Origin of the sequence: Mycoplana sp. BE70 (genome assembly GCF_031455855.1) — a bacterium.
GTDB lineage: Bacteria > Pseudomonadota > Alphaproteobacteria > Rhizobiales > Rhizobiaceae > Mycoplana.
In genome coordinates this window covers 161,034-179,248 of record NZ_JAVDTM010000002.1, presented here as the reverse complement: position 1 = coordinate 179,248, position 18,215 = coordinate 161,034, and the positions used below count along the sequence as shown (strand labels likewise).

The following is an 18,215-nucleotide window of genomic DNA, read 5'->3' as shown; positions in this document are numbered from 1 at the left end:
GGCAGCGCCATGGCACAGGCAACCGTCGAGTCCCCCACGCACCCAATTGTTCCGGCAGCGGCGCATGCCGAGCATCAGCAACACCCGATCAAACTTTACCTGCTCGTCTGGGGACTGCTGTTCGTTCTCAGCATCTGTTCCTATCTCGTCGACTACTTCGGGCTGCAGGGCTACCTTCGCTGGTCGCTGATCGTGATCTTCATGCTGCTGAAAGCCGGCCTGATCGTAGCGGTGTTCATGCACATGGCCTGGGAGCGCCTCGCGCTGATCTATGCGATCCTGCTGCCGCCGCTGCTGGTGCTGGTCTTCGTCGGCTTGATGGTGTCGGAATCGGATTACACGCTGGTGACGCGGCTTGCTTTCTTCGGGCCGGCCCCCGTGAATTGAGCGATCGGTTGCCGCAAGCGCCCGCGCGGCTACAACCCGTTATCGGACATCCCTACCAATGGCTTGTTGCGTTGCAGCGGGTTTCGCTCTACGAAGCCCGCGAAATCCACTGCATACACGGAGTCCCCATGCGCATCGATGCAATCTCCATTGGCAAGAACCCGCCGGAAGACGTGAACGTCATCGTCGAGGTTCCCGTCGGCGGTCACCCGATCAAGTACGAGATGGACAAGGAAGCCGGTGCGCTGATCGTCGACCGCTTCCTCTATACGCCGATGACCTATCCGGGGAACTACGGGTTCGTGCCACACACGCTGTCCGAGGACGGCGACCCAATCGACGTGCTGATCGCCAATACCCGTCCCCTCGTCCCGGGCTGCGTCATCAACGTTCGCCCGATCGGCGTCATGGTCATGGAAGACGACGGCGGCAAGGATGAGAAGATCCTCGCCGTTCCGGTGCCGAAGCTGACGCGCCGCTACGACAAAATCGAGAACTACACGGACCTGCCGGAAATCACGCTGAAGCAGATCGAGCACTTCTTCGAGCACTACAAGGATCTGGAGCCCGGAAAGTGGGTGAAGATCGCCGGGTGGCAGGATGTGAACGTCGCCAAGAAGCTCATCGTAGAGGCAATCGAGCGGTACAAGGCGGAGAAGTAAGCCCTCGCGCTGCGCACTCCGCGGCGCGCTGCTCGCTCAAAGACCAAGTCTTTTCATGATCTCCTCCGGGTCGCCCTCGATCCGGAGGATTTTCTTTCTCTGGGTCTCACCGCTGACGAGCGATACGGCCGATTTCGCAACGCCGGCCGTCTTGGCAAGCAGGGCGACCAGTGCCTTGTTGGCCTGGCCCTTCTCGGGCACGGCACGAACACGCACTTTCAGATGGCGCTCGCCGCTTGCGTCTGCCTCGATACCGTCGATCGCGTCGCGTCCGCCATTCGGCGTCAGCCGCACCGTCACTGTCACATGGTGCTCGTGACGGCGACCCGGCACCTGAGGTCAGAGCCCGAGGAGGGCGGGGGCGAGAACGCTGCGAATGACCTGTTCGAGGAAGAAGAGGATGATCAGCACGACGATCGGTGACAGGTCGACGCCGCCGAAATCCGGCAGCAAGCGACGGATCGGGCGGTAGAGCGGTTCGGTGAGGTTGTAGAGCGCGCGGCCGATCGAGGCGATCACCTGGTTGTTGGTGTTGATCACGTTGAAGGCATACAGCCAGGAAAAGATGGCCGATGCGATGATGATGAACCACGCGATGCTGATGATGAACAGCAGGGTGTTGATGATCGCGATCATGGGTGTCTCGTTGTCTCCGGTTGCGTGCGCCCACATGTAGCCATTGGCCGGCTCGCCAGCAAGTGCGCTCGATGGCTGCAACCGCAAACATATTTAATGTCCCCGATGCGTCCTGAGATCCTGGCGGCAACCGTTATTCAGTTCTCGTGGAAAACGCGGTCCAGAAAACCCATCATCCACTGGCGCAGCGCCGCGTCGTGCAACAGGCGCCCGTCGAGATGGGCGCGGCCGATCTGGGCGCCCGGCAGCTCGAAGCGGTGAGCGCCGTGCACGACCCAGCGGTGCATCATCGCCAGCGTCAATTCGCCGTGAAACTGGATGCCCCAGGCGTTGTCGCCGTAGCGAAAGGCCTGGTTTTCATAGTGTTCGCCGGTGGCAAGCAGGGTCGCGCCGGAGGGAATCGTGAACCCTTCGCGATGGAACTGGTAGACCATCGAAGGCCAGGCCATCAGTTCACGCCCTTCCTCGGTCGGCTCGAGCGCGTACCAGCCGATTTCGGTCAGTCCGTCGATGTGCGGGCCGACCTCGCCGCCGAGTTGGCGCACCAGCATCTGCGCGCCGAGGCAGATGCCAAGGAAGGGGCGGTTTTCCGAAAGGGGGACGGAAAGCCAGTCGATTTCGCGTTTGACGTAATCGTGATCGTCGTTGGCGCTCATCGGTCCGCCAAAGATGACCGCACCGGCATGGCCGTCAAGCGATGTCGGGAGCGGTTCGTCCATCACCGGGCGACGAATGTCGAGGTCGTAGCCCATTTGTTGCAGGATCTGGCCGACGCGGCCGGGGCTCGACGATTCCTGGTGCAGGACGATGAGGATCGGGCGTTTCGGTCCGGGCTTTCGCGGGGTCTGAAGCATCGTGTCGGCTATCCTGACGCGTCGCCTTCCGATAGGCGGGATCCCGGACGGCGCGCTGTGCAATCCAAGATGTCAGAGCCGTGTTTGCCTGTCCACCCGATTGCGCAAGGCCGCCCTACCTGATTGCGACGCGATCGGGTGCGATGTGTTTCAATTGTCGTCGCCTGTGCGGTTGTCACCGTGCCGGCCGGCGACCTCCTGGCGCTTCATGATCCGCTCTCGACCGGAAACGCCGAGCAGGTCCGCAATGCGCCAGATGGCATGGTCCTCGAGTTCGCTGCGTTCGCCGTCGGCATAGACGATCTCCCAGAGCAGGCCGACGAGGTCGACCTTCTGTTCTTCGGAGAGCTGTCGCTTCAGTTCCGAGGTGAACTGGAAGAAGTCGATGGCTTCGCTTGCGGCCGCCGTGCCCGCCTCGATCAAGGCGGCGAGATCTGCCTCATCCAGCTCATAAAGGGCGCGAAAGCGTTCGCGCAGCGCCGAGCGCTCGGCGTCCAGCACCTTGCCGTCCGCTTCCATCACCTGGATACAGAGCGCCATCACCGCGAGACGGGGATCACCGGCTTCAAAGTTCTGCCTGTCGCCGCGCGAAAGGCTCGAAAGCAAACGCTGCAATCGTTCGAACATGCCACCTCTTCAGGTCTGAATCTGGAGCGCTCTAGAAAAGGCGAAAGCTGGCGCTGCCATTGCTTCCCTCTTTCTTCGCCTCATTCTTGACGCCGGGATCGTCGGGCGGGCCGCCGAAGAACGGCTTGGTTTCGTCCTCCCGCGACATCGGCCCGGCTGCGACGGCCGGTTCTGACCGTGGGATGGCGGATTCGGTCGCCGACGGTCTGATCTCGATCGGTTCGGAGCGGGCCGGCTGTTGCGGTCGCTCATCGGCCCGCTCCATCGGCCGGCTGTCGGTGATCGCCACGGGCGGCAATGTGCGAATGGCCTCGTCGGCGCTGTTGGCGACGCCCTCTTCGATCGGCCCCTGCCATTCGCTTACCGGAGTCTTCCATTGGAAGGCGTCCAGCTTTCCCGTTACCGGCGACACCGGCAGCCACACCGGTGACGTGACCCCGTCGGCGGTCCAGGCCGGATCGCGCGGCGATTTCAATGCCTGGTTCATCCAGTGCCGGATGCGGCCCTGGTCCCCGGTCTCGGCGTCCTCGATGTCGGCGAGCAGGAGGAAGGCGCGTTCGCTCGGGGCGAGCCTGGCCGCTGCCTCCGCCTTGGCGCGGGCGAGGGGAAAATTCCGAGCGTCCAGTGCTGCCTGACCGACGGCGAAGAGCGTCTCGGCATTGTTGGACCGCAACGCCTCCAGCTTCTCGGCCCGCTTCAGGCGATCGACCGGGGAATCGCCGATGCGGGCGTGGATGAAGAGCCGCGCCACATCCGGATGCGGGTTCGCCTTCCACAGCCGCTCGAGGATGTGGGCTGCCTTGCGCAGGTTGCCCTCGCGCAGATAGGCCTTCGCGGCGATCAGCCCCGCCGGAATGAAGGTTTCGTCGATCTTCAGGGCGGCGAGCGCGTCGTCGCGGGCAGCCTTGGGATCGGATTCGCTCTCCAGCTTTGCGCCGGCGCGTGCCGTCAGCAGCACGACCTTGCGGCGGTCCAACTGGTTGCGTTCCTCTACCGAACTCGGCCTGTGCTGGTCGAGCAGGCGGAGCGCCTGATCCCACTCTCCGGCCTGGGCACGTTCTTCCAGGACCGCGTCGGCGGCCCAGGGAAGCTGCGGTGCCTTCTCCGCGGCGCGCTCGGCATATTGCCGCGCCGCTTCGGTGGCGCCAAGGCGCCTTGCCTCGAGATAGAGCCCGCGCAGGCCCAGTTCGCGCGTTTCCGGATCGTCCGCCATCAGCTCGAACTTCTGACGGGCTTCGTCGTGGCGCCCCTCGATCAGGGCAGCCTGGGCTTCGAGGAGGTGCACGAGCGGCTCTTGGTCTGCATTGATCAGTCCCTTGGTCCGCGCCAGCATCTTGCGGGCGGCGGTGGCGTCGCCGGCGCCGGCGGCGATCAGGCCGGTGGAGAGCGCCTGGTAGCCGCGATCACGCTTGCGGGCGCGAAAATGGCGCCGGATCGCGTGGGGGGATGTCACGATGACGCGCGCGAGCCACCACAGGAAGATCACGGCGGCCATCAGTGAAACCGTAATCGTCGCGGCGACCATCAGGCTCATGCCGATGCGTTGGCCCTGCCAGATGATCGACAATTCGCCGGGGCGGTCGGCAAGCCAGGCAAAGCCCGCGCCGAGCGCGAGAACGATGAGGATGAAAGAGAGCAATCTTGTCATGGTCGAACCCGTCCCTCAGCCTTGGTTGCCGCTTGGCGCCATCGCGCCGGAGACAATGGCGCCGACCCCGTCCTCGACGGTGATCCGCTCGTCCAGGGTGGTCTTGTAGGTAGCCGCTGCGGTGCGGGCGACCTCGGGCAGCGTTTGCCATTCGATTTGCGCACCCTTCAAGTCGCCATTCTGCAGCTTGTTCTCGATCCGGGCGATGATTGCTTCCGGCGTGTCTCCCTCGACGCTGCCGACCGGGCGGATCTTGATGACGGACGAGGCGCTGGAAATCAGCCTGTCGACAATGCCCTGGTCCCCAGTCGGCTGGTGCACGGCTTCGACCATTTGGTCGGCGACAGGCCCGAAGGCGCGCGCCAGATCGGCACGTGAGGGCACACCCGTTGCCGCAAGTGGCCGCAGCACGGCGATCGATGGATCGTCCGGGGCGATGCTGGCGAACGCGTCGAGCTCGGCGAGGTAGGGGCCACCGCGGTCGATCGCGGTCTTCAGCGCAGTTGCTGCGACCGCGCGTGCCATGGCCACGTCGCTGCGCGGCTCATCCAGCTTGCGCTCGGCGGCGTCCAGTCGCTGTGTCAACGCGGAGATCTCGTCGGCAGAAGCGCGGTTGGCTGCCGTCGTTTCCTCGCGCAGCGCGGTGATATCGGCGGTGAGCTTGGCGACACTCGTTTCCAGCGCGGTGACGGACTGCTCCGCTTCACCGGAAAGCGCGGACGTTGCCGGCATCTCCGCAGCCGCCTTTTCGAGTGCGGCGAGACGGGTTTCGATCGCTTGCAGGTCCACCGACGGTGCGGGCTGCCGGGTATCGAGGCTTGCCAAGCGCGATTTGAGCGCATCGATCTCGACGCTCAACGGGGCGAGATCGACGTCGCCGCCGCGTTCCGGCCCGAGCGCCGGCAGATAGCCGCCGTATTGCAGGGCGCCGGCGCCGGCGAGCGCGACGAGGCCGCCGAGGATGGCGGCGGCAAAGGCGCCGGACCTGGCCGGGCTCGACTGCATCTGTGGTGCGGCCGTCATGCGGGGCGACGTGTCGGTGGTTTCTGGCTCCGCGGCGCTTGCCGTTCCAGGGCCGCCTGTGGATGTAGCCAGATCCGTGTCCGGCTTGGTTTCGACGGTCGGATCGGTTGAAACGGGTTGAGCCTCGTCCGTGGTGCCGCTTTCGGCAGCCTGTGCCGCCTCGAGGTCGATCGTCACGGGCGTCTCACCGGATTTCTTGCGGCGGGGCGGCTTTTCCGGGTCCATGACGGTCTCCTTGTTCTCCATTGCGATGCAATAAACCTAGTCAGGGAACCCGGGCAGGGAAAGCCCCTCCTTCGATTTAGGCGGGTCCCGGCTGCGATCTGCGAAGCTGGAACGCGCATCGTCGTCGCCTACAGCAGGTCGAGCAAATCGGCTTCGGTCGGCGTAGCGGCGATGACGATCGATTTCTTGAAACGTTGCGGAATCGCGGTCGCGACGCTGCGGCTGATGCAGAGAAAGAGCGTTCGAGCGAGGCGGTCCAGGTGCTCGGCGACCAGCGGCAGCGCAAAAAAGCGCAGGGCCGACTCTCGCGAGTGAAACAGGACGGCATCTATCTGCTTGCCGGTGAGAACCGGCTCCAATTCGGCGCGCTCGGGCCGGATTGTTTCCATCCGGTAGCACTCGGTGGTCTGATAGCTTACCCCAGCGACATCGAGCCGCTCCTCGAAGGACTTCGATCGCGGCGTGCCGGCCAGATAGAGAAGGGGATCGGGCGGGGTTCCATAGTCGCGCCGGTGGGCAACAATCAGATCGGCAAGGCTGTTGCCATCACCGCCATCCGGCGAGAGCACGGTGCGGAAACCGGCCTCCGCGGCCGTACGGGCCGTAGCTGTGCCAACGGCGAAGACGGTTGTCAGCAAGTGGCGATCGAGTGCCTCGCCGATCGACAGAAGCACCCTTACCGCCTCGCTGCTCGTGATCGCGATTGCCGAATGGTGTGTCGAGAGCGCCGCGAGCGTCGCCTCTCTGTCGTGGACCGGCTCCGCCAGCGGGACGACGACCGGCGTATGGCCAAGGGCCTTGAGTCTCGCCGCCGTTTTTCGTGCCTGGGCTTGCGGGCGGATCACAAGGACGCGCATCACCCCCATCCGTCGAAGAAGCTGGTTCCCGCGTCTTCACGCACGACGCGGCCCGCCTCGGCGCCGAGCGCCGCTGCGTCCGTTGCCGGTCCTTCGATTTCACTTTCGTGGAACCGTGAGCCATCGGGGGTCAGGATCATCCCGCGAAAGCGGATGCGGCCCGCTTCCGAGACGGCATAGCCGGCGATCGGCGTCCGGCATGAGCCGTCGAGCACGGCCAGGAAGCTGCGCTCGCAGGTAACCGCCTCATGGGTGGCCTGGTGGTCGATGGCCGCCAGCAGTTCGCCGATGCGGCGGTCGCCGATGCGCGCCTCGACACAGATCGCGCCCTGAGCCGGTGCCGGCATGAACACCTCCAGATCAAGGACCTGGGTCGCCACATATTCCTTGGAAATCCGCTTCAATCCGGCATAGGCAAGCATCGTGGCGTCGGCCTGGCCTTCGGCGAGCTTGCGCAGGCGCGTGTCCACCTGCCCGCGAAACGTGATGACGTTGATGTCGGGACGCAACTTGCGGATCTGGGCCTGTCGGCGCAGCGAGGCGGAGCCGACGGTTGCCCCATGCGGCAATTCCATCAGCGTCGGGGCCGTCCGTCCGACGACGGCGTCGCGCGGGTCCTCGCGGGGGAGAAAAGCGGCGAGCTCCAGACCGTCCGGCAGGCGTGTCGGCATGTCCTTCGACGAGTGCACGGCGAAGTCCAGATCGCCCGAATAGAGCTGTGCCTCGATCTCTTCGGTGAAGAGACCCTTGCCGCCGATGTCGGAGAGGGGGCGGTCGGTGATGCGGTCACCTTGCGTCGAGAGCACGACGATCTCGAACATCTCTTCAGGAAGGCCGTGGGCCGCCATCAGCCGATCGCGTGTCTCGTGCGCCTGTGCCAGCGCCAGCGGGCTGCCGCGCGTCCCGATCCTTAAAGGTTTTGTTTGCATCCGCCTTGATCCATTGTTACCGGAGGTCCTCGTATCCGGCTTTTGCCGCAACCGCAATCAAACAGCGTGCTTCATGTCGTCCCACCTGACCATCCTTGGCATCGAAACGAGCTGCGACGAGACCGCCGCGGCAATCGTCGTGCGAGATCCGGCTGGGCACGGTGAGATCCTGGGCGATGTCGTGCTCAGTCAGCTCGACGAGCATAGCGCATATGGCGGGGTCGTGCCGGAAATTGCCGCGCGCGCTCATGTCGAGGCGTTGGATGCGTTGATCGGCCAGGCGCTGGCGCGGGCCGGAAAGACGCTGGACGAGGTGGATGCAATCGCTGCGACCAGCGGCCCCGGCCTGATCGGTGGCCTGATCGTCGGCCTGATGACTGGCAAGGCGATTGCTCGTGCCAAGGGCAAGCCGCTCTATGCCGTGAACCATCTGGAGGGGCACGCCCTGACCGCGCGGCTGACCGATGGGCTTTCGTTTCCCTACCTGATGTTGCTTGTATCCGGCGGTCACACCCAACTCGTGCTGGTGCGCGGCGTCGGCGACTACGAGCGCTGGGGCACGACGATCGATGATGCGCTGGGCGAAGCCTTCGACAAGACCGCGAAGCTGCTCGGGCTCCCCTATCCCGGCGGTCCCGCGGTGGAAAAAGCGGCTGAAACGGGCAACCCGGACCGCTTCTCTTTCCCGCGTCCGCTTGTCGGCGAGAAGCGGCTGGATTTCTCCTTCTCCGGTCTCAAGACGGCGGTCCGCCAGGCGGCCCAATTGATCGAGCCGGTGAGCGATCAGGATATTGCCGACATCTGCGCCTCGTTCCAGAAGGCGGTCGCACGCACGTTGAAGGATCGGATCGGTCGCGGTCTCGCGCGGTTCCGGCAGGAATTTCCATCCGTCGCTGTGCCCGCGCTTGTCGTAGCGGGCGGGGTTGCGGCGAACAAGGTTCTGCGGTTGACTCTCCAGGATCTCTGCGATCGCAACAAGTTCCGTTTCGTCGCGCCGCCGCTGGCGCTGTGCACCGACAACGCGGCGATGATCGCCTGGGCCGGACTGGAGCGCATGGCGGCCGGCCTTTCGCCGGATGAGCTTTCGGTCGCGCCGCGTTCGCGCTGGCCGCTGGATGCGGCCGCCGCCGCAATGCTTGGATCGGGCAAGCGGGGGGCCAAGGCATGAGTTCACGTCCGCATGTCGTCGTTGTCGGGGCCGGTGCTTTCGGTACGGCGCTGGCAACGGTCGTCGCCGAAACCGGCGAAAGCCGGGTCACGCTGCTCGCCCGGCGCGGCGAGACCGTGCGCGAGATCGCGTCCCACCGTCGTAATGATGCGGTTCTGCCGGATATTGATCTTTCGGCCGCGCTCGAGGTGACCTCGGATCACGAGGTCCTTAAGCACGCACCGGTCGTGCTGTTTGCGATGCCGTCGCAGGCGCAGCGCGAGGCCGCCCGCGAACTCGCGCCCCATCTGATGGATGGGGCCTCGGTGATCGTCTGCGCCAAGGGCATGGAGAAGGCAAGCGGCCGGTTGTTGACCGACGTGCTGGAGGAGGAACTTCCACACCAGCACATCGGAGTGCTCTCAGGCCCCGGCTTTGCCGCCGACATCGCCCGCGGCCTGCCGACGGCGATGGTCATCGCGGCGCAGACGCTGGAGCAGGCGGCAGATCTCGCACACGCCCTGTCCGGCCCGACGTTTCGCCTCTATCCGTCAGCGGATCGCATCGGCGTGCAACTCGGTGGGGCGCTGAAAAACGTGCTGGCGATCGCCTGTGGCGTCGTGGAGGGTGCAGGGCTCGGAGATTCGGCGCGCGCAGCGCTGATTTCGCGCGGACTTGCGGAAATGTCGCGTTTCGTGGCGGCGCATGGTGGCGACGCGTCGACGGTGAGCGGCCTATCGGGGCTCGGCGATCTGGTGCTGACCGGCACCAGCCATCAGTCGCGAAACCTCCGCTTCGGCATTGCGCTCGGAAAACAGGGCAATGCTGGTGGTTGGGCGGGGGAGCTTGTCGAAGGGGCCTTTGCAGCGAGCGTCGCATCGAAGGTTGCGGCCGAGCGGGGCGTCGACATGCCGATCACCGATGCGGTCGCGGCGATCGTCGATGGCAAGCTGGATCTGGCAACGGCCATCAGTGCCTTGATGACCCGCCCCATCACCCAGGAATTTTGAGCAAAGGAGACGACATGCATTTCGCCTTTTTGTGCACGGACAAGCTTGGCGCCCTGCAGGTGCGGCTTGATACCCGTCCCGAGCACTTGGCCTATCTCAACAAGCTGAATGAAGAGGGCAAGCTGGCCTTTGCCGGTCCCTTCCTCGGGGATGACGGCAAGCCGACGGGCAGCCTCGTCGTCGTCAAGGCGGAGACGATCGAAGCGGCACGGGCGCTCGCCGAGGCGGATCCCTATGCCAAGGCCGGGCTGTTCGCCAATGTCGAGGTGAAGGCCTGGAATTGGGTCTTCAACAATCCGGAGGCATAAGGGGCATGGCTTTCTGGCTTTACAAGTCCGAGCCCTTCAAGTGGTCCTGGGCCATGCAGAAGGACGCGGGCGAGCAGGGCACCGAGTGGAACGGGGTGCGGAACTATCTGGCGCGCAACAACATGCGGGCGATGAAGATCGGTGACAAGGGCTTCTTCTACCACTCCAACGAGGGGCTGGAGATCGTCGGCATCACGGAAGTCTGCGCGCTGTCGCACCCGGATTCGACGGCCGGCGATGATCCGCGCTGGGATTGCGTCGACATCCGCGCCGTTTGCGATATGCCTCGCCCGGTTTCGTTGAAGGACGTCAAGGCGAACCCGAAGCTGGAAAACATGTCGCTCGTCACCTCGATGCGCCTTTCCGTCCAGCCCGTGACCGAAGACGAGTGGATCGAGGTCTGCCGCATGGGTGGGCTCGACAACCCGCCGCGCTGATCCGGCCGTGAAGACCGATCCCGAACGCTTCATCCTCGACAACACTTCGGTGCTTGCGCCGCCGCACGTGCCGGAGATCCGGCTCCGGCTGGCGTCGGAAGCTCACGATCTGTGGCTGAAGACGGAGGAGGAACTGGAGGACATCGGCCTGCCGCCGCCGTTCTGGGCGTTCGCCTGGGCAGGCGGCCAGGGACTTAGCCGCTACGTGCTCGATCATCCCGAGATCGTACGTGGCCGTAACGTGCTCGATTTCGCCAGCGGCTCCGGCCTTGTCGCGGTTGCCGCCAAGCTAGCCGGCGCGGCGCAGGTGCGGGCCGCCGACATCGATCCCTGGAGCGGGACGGCGATCCGGCTGAATGCCGCGCTCAACGGCATCGACGTGGCCTATAGCAGTGACGACGTCGTTGGGGACGATACCGGCTGGGACGTGGTGCTGGCCGGCGACGTTTTCTACGACAAGACCTTTGCGGAGGCGCTGATCCCGTGGTTCTCGCAGCTTGCCGCGCGGGGGGCTGCGGTTCTCGTAGGCGATCCTGGCCGATCCTATTGCCCTCGCGAGCGGATGGCGCCGCTCGCGACCTACGAGGTCCCCGTCACCCGCGCACTAGAGGATAGCGAAGTGAAGCGGACGACGGTTTGGCGCTTCCTGCCGTAGATCCGGCATCCGACGAAGAATCTTTGGCGCATGCCAGAAAAAGGGCTTTACAGGCTTTTTGGGCCAGGTTGCGTTTCATCGCGGTTGACTCGGCCTGGTAGCGAGGAAGATTCAGCATCTGGTGTACGAAGTCGCATGAAGGTCAATATTTTGTAGGGAACAAAACCTGAATCGAATGGAGTCTTCGTTTCGTCTCCGATTCGTTCGCAGGGTGTTCTGATTCGGCCGCCAAAGGGCTGATAGATCGGGCTTTGCGAGATCCTGCAACCCATTTCAGTCCGGGAGAAACGCCGCCAGATTGCACAGCACTCTTGCTATTGCGCATTGCGATGGGCATTTGTGTTGCCGGCGCGCGGGCCGCAACCGGCGCCGGACGATCGATACTTTCCGAGGCATGCCTTGTCTGCTGCACCGATGATATTGAGCGGCCGCGGTGTCACCGCGGTGCTCGGGCCGACCAATACCGGCAAGACCCATTACGCAATCGAACGCATGGTGGCGCACGAGACGGGTGTGATCGGCCTGCCGCTCAGGCTGCTGGCGCGGGAGGTCTATACGCGGATGGTCGAAAAGGTCGGCCACCACAACGTCGCGCTGATCACCGGGGAAGAGAAGATCACGCCGCACATGGCGCGCTATTCGGTCTGCACGGTCGAAGCCATGCCGCGCGAGACGCGGGCGTCGTTCGTGGCGATCGACGAGGTCCAGCTTGCCGGCGACCTCGAGCGCGGCCACATCTTCACCGACCGAATCCTGCACCTGCGCGGCCGTGACGAGACCTTGCTCCTGGGCGCGGCGACCATGAAGCCGATCCTCGAGCATCTGCTCCCCGGCATTACCGTCGTCGAGCGCCCGCGCCTGTCACAGCTCTTCTACGCCGGATCGAAAAAGATCACGCGCCTGCCGCAGCGGACGGCGATCGTCGCGTTCTCCGCCGACGAGGTCTATGCCATCGCCGAGCTGATCCGCCGCCAGCGCGGGGGGGCTGCCGTCGTTCTAGGGGCGCTGTCGCCACGTACGCGCAACGCCCAGGTGGGTCTCTACCAGGAAGGCGACGTCGAGTATCTCGTGGCCACCGATGCGATCGGCATGGGCCTCAATCTCGACGTCGACCATGTCGCATTCGCGCAGGACCGTAAATTCGACGGCTACCAGTTCCGCAATCTCAATCCGGGCGAGATCGGACAGGTCGCCGGACGTGCCGGCCGTCATGTTCGGGACGGGACCTTCGGCGTAACCGGAAGGGTCGATCCCTTCGACCCGGAACTCGTAGAGCGAATCGAAGCGCATGCGTTCGAGCCGGTTAAGGTCCTGCAGTGGCGCTCCAAGAGGCAGGATTTCGCCTCGCTCGCGAGCCTAAAGGCGAGCCTCGATGCGCCGCCTTCGGTTTCCGGCCTGGTTCGTGCCCTGCCGGCCGTCGACCAGCAGGCGCTCGAGCATCTGTCGCGCTATCCTGATATCAGGGACATGGCGACGACGGCCGAGCGGGTGGAAAAGCTCTGGGAAGCCTGCGCACTGCCGGACTATCGGCGCATAACGCCGGCGCAGCACGCCGATCTCATCTCTACCCTCTATGCCGATCTGGTTCGGCGGGGTACGGTGAACGAGGACTTTCTTGCCGAACAGGTGAGGCGAGCGGATCGTACCGATGGCGAGATTGACACGCTTTCGGCACGAATTGCCCAGATAAGGACTTGGACCTATGTGTCGAATCGCCCGAATTGGCTGGCCGATCCGACACACTGGCAGGAAAAGACGCGGGAAATCGAGGACCGATTGTCCGACGCGTTACATGAAAGGTTGACGAAACGCTTTGTTGATCGCAGGACATCTGTGCTCATGAAGCGCCTGAGAGAGAATGCGATGCTGGAAGCCGAAATCAGTGTAAATGGCGATGTCTTCGTCGAGGGACATCATGTAGGGCAGTTGGCCGGATTCCGGTTTACGCTCGCTTCGGGCACGGAGGGGCCGGACGCGAAGGCCGTGCAGGGTGCAGCCCAGAAGGCGCTGGCGCTCGAGTTCGAGGCGCGTGCGGCCCGGCTTCATGCCGCCGGCAACAGTGACCTCGCCGTCGGCTCCGACGGAACGGTGCGCTGGCTCGGCGAGCCCGTCGCCCGCCTCGCGGCCAGTGATCATGTCATGCGGCCACGCGTCATCCTGCTCGCCGACGAGCAATTGACCGGCAGCGCGCGTGACCATGTCGCCGCTCGTATCGAGCGCTTCGTCAACCACCACATCGCCACCGTCCTGAAGCCGCTCGACGATCTGTCGCGCGCCGAAGATCTGCAGGGGCTTGCCAAGGGTCTGGCGTTCCAGCTCGTCGAAAACCTCGGCGTGATGTTCCGCCGCGACGTTGCCGATGACGTCAAGTCGCTCGATCAGGAGGCGCGCGCCTCGATCCGCAAGCACGGCATCCGTTTTGGCGCCTACCACATCTTCATGCCGGCGCTGCTCAAGCCGGCCCCGGCGGAACTCATCACGCTGCTTTGGGCGCTGAAGAATGACGGACTCGACAAGCCGGGCTACGGCGAGCTGATCCCGGCGCTGGCCGCCGGCCGCACCTCGGTCGTCGCCGATCAGAGCTTCGAGCGCACCTTCTACAAGCTCGCCGGCTTCCGGTTCCTCGGTAAGCGCGCGGTGCGCATCGACATCCTCGAGCGCCTGGCGGATCTCATCCGGCCGCTGCTTCAGTGGAAGCCCGGCACGACGCCGCGTCCGGAAGGCGCCTATGATGGCCGCCGGTTCACCGCGACGACCTCCATGCTCTCGATCCTCGGCGCAACGCCCGACGACATGGAAGAAATCCTGAAGGGCCTTGGCTATCGCGCCGACAGCGTGAAGGCCGAGGAGGCCGCCGCTTTCCTGGCCGCGGAAGACGCAAAGACCGCTGTCCCGGCGACCGGCGAGACGGTGGAAGCTGCCGGTGTCGCTGCTGACACCGTCGAGGCAGGGGTTGACGACGATGCTGATGCGGAGCCGCCGGCCGAATCTGCGCCCGCGACTGCCGGCGAAGGCGAAGAGCCAGCCGCCGAAGCGGCCTCTGCCGAGCCGCCCGCGGAAACGGCCTCTACCGAACCGACCGCGGAAGCGGCTGGCAGCGAAGGTGTCGTTGCCGAGGCGACGGAAGATGCGGTTCCGGCGGAAGCACGGCCGGTACTGTTGTGGCGGCCCGGTGGCCGCAACGACAACCAGCGTCATGGCCAGCGCGGCCAGGGTGACCGGCGCGGTGATCGCGGCCAGAAGGCCGGCGGACGGCGTGAAGGCGATCGGCGTGACGGTGATCGACGCGATGGCCGGCCGCAGGGCGGTCGTCCGGAGTTTGCCAAGGGCCGCGACGGAAAGCCGCAGGGTGGCCGCCCGGATCGAAATGACCGAAACGACCGTCCGCAGCGCGACGACCGCTCCGGCAAGCCGGCCAAGTTCGAGGCGCGCCCGCCGCGCAAGGAGAAGCCGGTCGATCCGGATTCGCCCTTTGCCAAGCTCGCCGCGCTCAAGGAGCAGATGAAGAAGTAGGGACATGGCCGACAAGCGGGAACAGCCACCGGATCCGGTGCGCCAGCGCATCGACAAATGGCTGTTCTTCGCTCGGCTTCGCAAGTCCCGCTCGCTCGCGGCGAAGTCGGTGGAGCAGGGCGATGTCTCCGTCAACGGCCAGTCGATACGCCAGCCGTCTTTCAACCTGAAACCCGGCGACACGGTCGTGCTGTCGCTGGAGCGCCATGATCTTGTGGTGAAGGTGCTCCTGCCGGGCACCCGCCGCGGGCCTTTCGAGGAGGCCCGTACGCTCTACGAGGATCTGACACCGCCGCCTCCGCCGAGGGCGGAGCGCAGCCTGTTCGAGCAGGCGACGCGCGAGCGCGGCGCAGGGCGTCCGACAAAACGCGAGCGTCGCGAAACTGATGCGCTGCACAGTCGCTTCGATGAAGCGGAAGATTAATCCCTAATCCTAGCGAAATTGTTGGTGTGCATAGAAAATTCGTCCTTCGTCCGCTCGATCTTGCGCATGGTTTTTCCTTGCAAACCGGGGTCAAAGCCTTTACCTCCAAGCCGGAAGACGGGCGGCATCGGATATCCTCAGGTGCCCGGATCGCGTCCGTTTCGCCGGTTGATATGGCGGTGTCAGGCCGCTCGGCCGCCGACGAGGAAATTCGCTGGAGTTCATCATGACGTATGTCGTGACCGACAATTGCATTCGCTGCAAATATACGGATTGCGTGGAAGTCTGCCCCGTTGACTGTTTCTACGAGGGCGAGAACTTTCTGGTGATCCATCCGGATGAATGCATCGACTGCGGCGTCTGCGAGCCCGAATGCCCGGCCGAGGCGATCAAGCCCGACACCGAGCCGGGGCTCGACAAGTGGCTGAAGGTGAATGCCGAATTCGCGCAGGTCTGGCCGAACATCACGGTCAAGAAAGAACCGATGCCGGATGCCAAGGCCTATGACGGCGAAGAAGGAAAGTACGAGAAGTACTTCTCCGCCGAGCCCGGCCAGGGCGACTGATCGGCCCGCGCCTTGAACGGCGTGGTTACAATTGGGGAAAACCGAGCATGTCCGTCCGCAAGTTGGATAGGGCAGGCTTGATGACCCATGCGAAGCAAATTATTGATTTAGGCACTTTTTTGTGGTAGGGTCGCAATACTGATCCAAGCGAGGCACTTGGTGTGCCCAAGCACCACCACGAGCAAACGATCTCCCGGCGCCGCTCACCTCCCATAAGCAACGTCACGTTGCTCTCTTGTGAACGCGCAGCCGCATCCGTTTGTGCCTTGTTGGACGGACCAGGAATGGTGTCACCCCGACGGTGTCTCCGTCTTTCCCGGGCCTCTTGACCCGGCCCCGGCCTGCGCCGGGACGTAACAGGGAGTATTTGAATAGAATGACGACCCAGCAGAAGAAATCTTCCACGCGCCAGGGCTTCAAGACCGGTGAATCGATCGTCTATCCGGCCCATGGTGTCGGCCAGATCGTCGCGATCGAGGAGCAGGAAGTCGCCGGCATGAAGCTCGAGCTTTTTGTCATCGACTTCGAGAAAGACAAGATGCGCCTGAAGGTTCCGGTCGCCAAGGCCGTGTCCATCGGCATGCGCAAGCTGTCGGAAACCGATTTCGTCGAGCGCGCGTTGAAGGTTGTCCAGGGTAAGGCCCGCGTCAAGCGCACCATGTGGTCGCGGCGGGCGCAGGAATACGATGCCAAGATCAATTCCGGCGACCTGATCTCGATTGCCGAAGTGGTTCGCGATCTCTATCGCGCCGAAAACCAGCCGGAGCAGTCCTATTCCGAGCGCCAGCTGTACGAGGCCGCTCTCGACCGGATGGCCCGCGAGATCGCTGCCGTCAACAAGATGTCCGAGACCGAAGCGGTCCGTCTCGTGGAGGCCAACCTCAACAAGGGGCCGAAGCGTGGAAAGGTCATCGAGGAAGACGACGCACAGGACGAAGCCGCCTGATACGTCCTCTGTCCTTCGGAACTTTCAACCCGGCTGGCTCTCCCAGCCGGGTTTTTTCATTTGCCCCCTGCAGTGCAGAATTCGATGCAATGGCAGGCTCGGTTCTGCACGCTCGCTCCACACCGGCAGGTTGATGCAGATAGTCGTGCCGAGCTCGGCGGCGGAATCTCTGGCAACCTCGATCTGAAGCAGAACAGCGGCAAGACCCAATTGGCTATCCATGGCGGTGGGCGCGTTCCGGCGCCGCTTCCTGACCAATGCCAAAAATAGCCACTCGCCCCCCGACGATGAGAAGTATAGCATGATCGTATTGGCGGCCGGTTTGGCAGGGTCGCCATCCATAGGCTTTAGCCTTCGCAGCCGGATCATCAGCTGGCTGAAACCGAAGTGCTCGCAGATGCGTTGTCAGGTGAATACCATGGCGATGTTGGCCATGGATCCTTTCCAATCCCGGCTCAGGGAGATGCCAATGGCTACCGATACCGCAGCAGACCGTCGCATGATCAAGATCGCCATGTCCGCGCCCTATCTCGAGCGGCATGAAGAGCAGGCGTTGGCATTTGCCTGGCGCAACAACCATGATCAGGAAGCACGCAACCGCATCGCCATGGCCCACATGCGGTTGGTGATCGCGCTTGCCTCGCGCTTTCGTAATTTTGGCCTGCCGTTCAACGATCTGCTGCAGGAAGGCTATATCGGATTGCTGGAGGCCGCTGCCCGCTTTGAGCCTGAACGTGAAGTTCGTTTCTCCACCTACGCCACCTGGTGGATCCGCGCCTCTATCCAGGATTATGTGCTGCGCAATTGGTCGATTGTCCGCGGCGGCACCAGTTCGGCGCAGAAGTCGCTGTTCTTCAATTTGCGCCGCCTTCGTGCCCGCATTGCCCGGGGCCAGACGCATTTGACCTCCGAGAGTGTCTATCTGCAGATCGCAAATGCGTTGAAAGTCAGCACCGCGGACGTGCGCACCATGGACGCACGGCTCGCCGCCGCGGACGTGTCCTTGCAGGCGCCGGTGGCTGGCGAGGGGGAGACGGGGGCGAGCCACATCGATCTGCTCGCCAGCGAGGCGCCCTTGCCGGACGAGCAGGTCACGGAGATGATCGACGGCGAGCGCCGGCGGGAATGGTTGCGTCGGGCGCTGACACGGCTCAACGAGCGGGAAATGAAGATCATTCGCGCCAGACGGCTGACCGACAGCAGTTCCACTCTGGAGGAATTGGGCGCCGATCTCGGGATTTCGAAGGAACGAGTGCGCCAGCTCGAGAACCGAGCCCTCGAAAAGCTGCGGGCCGCACTTTGCGAGGCGACGCCGGCGTTTGCGGAACTCTGCACCTGAATTGTCAAATGCGCCGCGCTAAT

Annotated in this window: 21 protein-coding genes; 12 read left to right on the top strand and 9 right to left on the bottom strand. The window is 64.1% G+C overall.

The genetic code is table 11. The annotated features are described in order from the left end of the window. Nucleotides 1–9 precede the first annotated feature (9 nt). Both J2Y48_RS04235 and ppa read left to right on the top strand, forming a co-directional pair. Nucleotides 10–387 (top strand): cytochrome C oxidase subunit IV family protein, encoded by a 378-nt coding sequence (locus J2Y48_RS04235; protein ID WP_310413211.1) that lies wholly within the window; start codon nt 10–12, stop codon nt 385–387. 128 nt (nt 388–515) lie between these two features. Next, nucleotides 516–1,049 (top strand): inorganic diphosphatase, encoded by a 534-nt coding sequence (ppa, locus tag J2Y48_RS04230; RefSeq protein WP_310413209.1) that lies wholly within the window; start codon nt 516–518, stop codon nt 1,047–1,049. Nucleotides 1,050–1,085: 36 nt separating this feature from the next. Here ppa and J2Y48_RS04225 read toward each other — a convergent pair whose 3' ends face one another. The 8 genes from J2Y48_RS04225 to hemC all read right to left on the bottom strand — a co-directional run bounded on the left by J2Y48_RS04225 (nt 1,086) and on the right by hemC (nt 7,848). Next, a complete protein-coding gene (locus J2Y48_RS04225; protein WP_310413206.1) occupies nt 1,086–1,382 on the bottom strand; it encodes a DUF167 domain-containing protein in 297 nt (98 codons plus the stop codon). Between the two features lie 6 nt (nt 1,383–1,388). Then, nucleotides 1,389–1,685 (bottom strand): YggT family protein, encoded by a 297-nt coding sequence (locus J2Y48_RS04220; RefSeq protein ID WP_310413203.1) that lies wholly within the window; start codon nt 1,683–1,685, stop codon nt 1,389–1,391. 137 nt (nt 1,686–1,822) lie between these two features. Beyond that, nucleotides 1,823–2,539 carry a glutamine amidotransferase gene (locus J2Y48_RS04215; RefSeq protein WP_310413200.1) on the bottom strand — a complete coding sequence of 239 codons (717 nt, stop codon included), beginning with the start codon at nt 2,537–2,539 and terminating at the stop codon, nt 1,823–1,825. A 150-nt stretch (nt 2,540–2,689) separates the two neighbouring features. Continuing rightward, complete coding sequence (locus J2Y48_RS04210) at nt 2,690–3,166, bottom strand: TerB family tellurite resistance protein (RefSeq protein ID WP_310413197.1); 477 nt, start codon at nt 3,164–3,166, stop codon at nt 2,690–2,692. 31 nt (nt 3,167–3,197) lie between these two features. Further along, nucleotides 3,198–4,814 (bottom strand): heme biosynthesis protein HemY, encoded by a 1,617-nt coding sequence (locus J2Y48_RS04205; protein ID WP_310413194.1) that lies wholly within the window; start codon nt 4,812–4,814, stop codon nt 3,198–3,200. 15 nt (nt 4,815–4,829) lie between these two features. Then, a complete protein-coding gene (locus J2Y48_RS04200) occupies nt 4,830–6,062 on the bottom strand; it encodes a mitofilin family membrane protein (protein WP_310413191.1) in 1,233 nt (410 codons plus the stop codon). Nucleotides 6,063–6,190: 128 nt separating this feature from the next. Then, complete coding sequence (locus tag J2Y48_RS04195; RefSeq protein ID WP_310413187.1) at nt 6,191–6,919, bottom strand: uroporphyrinogen-III synthase; 729 nt, start codon at nt 6,917–6,919, stop codon at nt 6,191–6,193. Beyond that, entirely contained in the window at nt 6,919–7,848 is a 930-nt protein-coding gene (gene hemC, locus J2Y48_RS04190; RefSeq protein ID WP_310413184.1) for a hydroxymethylbilane synthase, read from the bottom strand. The genes J2Y48_RS04195 and hemC overlap by 1 nt, the downstream gene beginning before the upstream one ends. A 73-nt stretch (nt 7,849–7,921) precedes the next feature. Here hemC and tsaD point away from each other — a divergent pair, with 73 nt between their 5' ends. The 9 genes from tsaD (at nt 7,922) to J2Y48_RS04145 (ending at nt 16,853) form a co-directional block, all read left to right on the top strand. Next, nucleotides 7,922–9,016: a tRNA (adenosine(37)-N6)-threonylcarbamoyltransferase complex transferase subunit TsaD gene (gene tsaD / locus J2Y48_RS04185; RefSeq protein WP_310413180.1), complete on the top strand. Its 1,095-nt coding sequence runs from the start codon at nt 7,922–7,924 to the stop codon at nt 9,014–9,016. Next, a complete protein-coding gene (locus tag J2Y48_RS04180) occupies nt 9,013–10,005 on the top strand; it encodes an NAD(P)H-dependent glycerol-3-phosphate dehydrogenase (RefSeq protein WP_310413177.1) in 993 nt (330 codons plus the stop codon). Before tsaD ends, J2Y48_RS04180 begins: the two co-directional genes overlap by 4 nt. Before the next feature lie 14 nt (nt 10,006–10,019). After that, nucleotides 10,020–10,313 (top strand): YciI-like protein, encoded by a 294-nt coding sequence (locus tag J2Y48_RS04175; protein WP_310413174.1) that lies wholly within the window; start codon nt 10,020–10,022, stop codon nt 10,311–10,313. Between the two features lie 5 nt (nt 10,314–10,318). Further along, nucleotides 10,319–10,750, top strand: coding sequence for an EVE domain-containing protein (locus tag J2Y48_RS04170; protein WP_310413171.1), 432 nt, complete (start codon nt 10,319–10,321; stop codon nt 10,748–10,750). 7 nt (nt 10,751–10,757) lie between these two features. Beyond that, entirely contained in the window at nt 10,758–11,405 is a 648-nt protein-coding gene (locus J2Y48_RS04165) for a methyltransferase (protein ID WP_310413168.1), read from the top strand. A 414-nt stretch (nt 11,406–11,819) separates the two neighbouring features. Then, nucleotides 11,820–14,918 carry a helicase-related protein gene (locus tag J2Y48_RS04160; protein WP_310414291.1) on the top strand — a complete coding sequence of 1,033 codons (3,099 nt, stop codon included), beginning with the start codon at nt 11,820–11,822 and terminating at the stop codon, nt 14,916–14,918. 4 nt (nt 14,919–14,922) lie between these two features. Further along, nucleotides 14,923–15,342 carry an RNA-binding S4 domain-containing protein gene (locus J2Y48_RS04155; protein ID WP_310413164.1) on the top strand — a complete coding sequence of 140 codons (420 nt, stop codon included), beginning with the start codon at nt 14,923–14,925 and terminating at the stop codon, nt 15,340–15,342. Nucleotides 15,343–15,568: 226 nt separating this feature from the next. Next, the gene (gene fdxA, locus J2Y48_RS04150) at nt 15,569–15,907 is read left to right on the top strand and encodes a ferredoxin FdxA (protein WP_310413159.1); all 339 of its coding nucleotides are present in this window, start codon (nt 15,569–15,571) and stop codon (nt 15,905–15,907) included. Nucleotides 15,908–16,283: 376 nt separating this feature from the next. Further along, nucleotides 16,284–16,853, top strand: a complete 570-nt coding sequence (locus J2Y48_RS04145; RefSeq protein WP_310413155.1) for a CarD family transcriptional regulator — start codon at nt 16,284–16,286, stop codon at nt 16,851–16,853. Between the two features lie 24 nt (nt 16,854–16,877). Here the strand turns inward: J2Y48_RS04145 and J2Y48_RS04140 are convergent, their stop codons facing one another. Continuing rightward, nucleotides 16,878–17,063, bottom strand: a complete 186-nt coding sequence (locus J2Y48_RS04140; RefSeq protein ID WP_310413151.1) for a hypothetical protein — start codon at nt 17,061–17,063, stop codon at nt 16,878–16,880. A 259-nt stretch (nt 17,064–17,322) separates the two neighbouring features. Here J2Y48_RS04140 and J2Y48_RS04135 point away from each other — a divergent pair, with 259 nt between their 5' ends. Further along, the gene (locus tag J2Y48_RS04135) at nt 17,323–18,192 is read left to right on the top strand and encodes an RNA polymerase factor sigma-32 (protein WP_310414289.1); all 870 of its coding nucleotides are present in this window, start codon (nt 17,323–17,325) and stop codon (nt 18,190–18,192) included. The last annotated feature ends 23 nt before the right edge of the window (nt 18,193–18,215 follow it).

What these genes read in the sequence shown, in the direction of transcription:
- J2Y48_RS04155 (WP_310413164.1), top strand. Translation starts at nt 14,923, where the DNA reads ATGGCCGACAAGCGGGAACAGCCACCGGATCCGGTGCGCCAGCGCATC.
- J2Y48_RS04145 (WP_310413155.1), top strand. Translation starts at nt 16,284, where the DNA reads ATGACGACCCAGCAGAAGAAATCTTCCACGCGCCAGGGCTTCAAGACC.
- J2Y48_RS04175 (WP_310413174.1), top strand. Translation starts at nt 10,020, where the DNA reads ATGCATTTCGCCTTTTTGTGCACGGACAAGCTTGGCGCCCTGCAGGTG.
- J2Y48_RS04215 (WP_310413200.1), bottom strand. Translation starts at nt 2,539, where the DNA reads ATGCTTCAGACCCCGCGAAAGCCCGGACCGAAACGCCCGATCCTCATC.
- J2Y48_RS04210 (WP_310413197.1), bottom strand. Translation starts at nt 3,166, where the DNA reads ATGTTCGAACGATTGCAGCGTTTGCTTTCGAGCCTTTCGCGCGGCGAC.
- hemC (WP_310413184.1), bottom strand. Translation starts at nt 7,848, where the DNA reads ATGCAAACAAAACCTTTAAGGATCGGGACGCGCGGCAGCCCGCTGGCG.
- fdxA (WP_310413159.1), top strand. Translation starts at nt 15,569, where the DNA reads ATGACGTATGTCGTGACCGACAATTGCATTCGCTGCAAATATACGGAT.
- J2Y48_RS04220 (WP_310413203.1), bottom strand. Translation starts at nt 1,685, where the DNA reads ATGATCGCGATCATCAACACCCTGCTGTTCATCATCAGCATCGCGTGG.
- J2Y48_RS04135 (WP_310414289.1), top strand. Translation starts at nt 17,323, where the DNA reads ATGGCTACCGATACCGCAGCAGACCGTCGCATGATCAAGATCGCCATG.
- J2Y48_RS04180 (WP_310413177.1), top strand. Translation starts at nt 9,013, where the DNA reads ATGAGTTCACGTCCGCATGTCGTCGTTGTCGGGGCCGGTGCTTTCGGT.
- J2Y48_RS04170 (WP_310413171.1), top strand. Translation starts at nt 10,319, where the DNA reads ATGGCTTTCTGGCTTTACAAGTCCGAGCCCTTCAAGTGGTCCTGGGCC.
- J2Y48_RS04205 (WP_310413194.1), bottom strand. Translation starts at nt 4,814, where the DNA reads ATGACAAGATTGCTCTCTTTCATCCTCATCGTTCTCGCGCTCGGCGCG.
- ppa (WP_310413209.1), top strand. Translation starts at nt 516, where the DNA reads ATGCGCATCGATGCAATCTCCATTGGCAAGAACCCGCCGGAAGACGTG.
- J2Y48_RS04160 (WP_310414291.1), top strand. Translation starts at nt 11,820, where the DNA reads ATGATATTGAGCGGCCGCGGTGTCACCGCGGTGCTCGGGCCGACCAAT.
- J2Y48_RS04235 (WP_310413211.1), top strand. Translation starts at nt 10, where the DNA reads ATGGCACAGGCAACCGTCGAGTCCCCCACGCACCCAATTGTTCCGGCA.
- J2Y48_RS04195 (WP_310413187.1), bottom strand. Translation starts at nt 6,919, where the DNA reads ATGCGCGTCCTTGTGATCCGCCCGCAAGCCCAGGCACGAAAAACGGCG.
- J2Y48_RS04200 (WP_310413191.1), bottom strand. Translation starts at nt 6,062, where the DNA reads ATGGACCCGGAAAAGCCGCCCCGCCGCAAGAAATCCGGTGAGACGCCC.
- tsaD (WP_310413180.1), top strand. Translation starts at nt 7,922, where the DNA reads ATGTCGTCCCACCTGACCATCCTTGGCATCGAAACGAGCTGCGACGAG.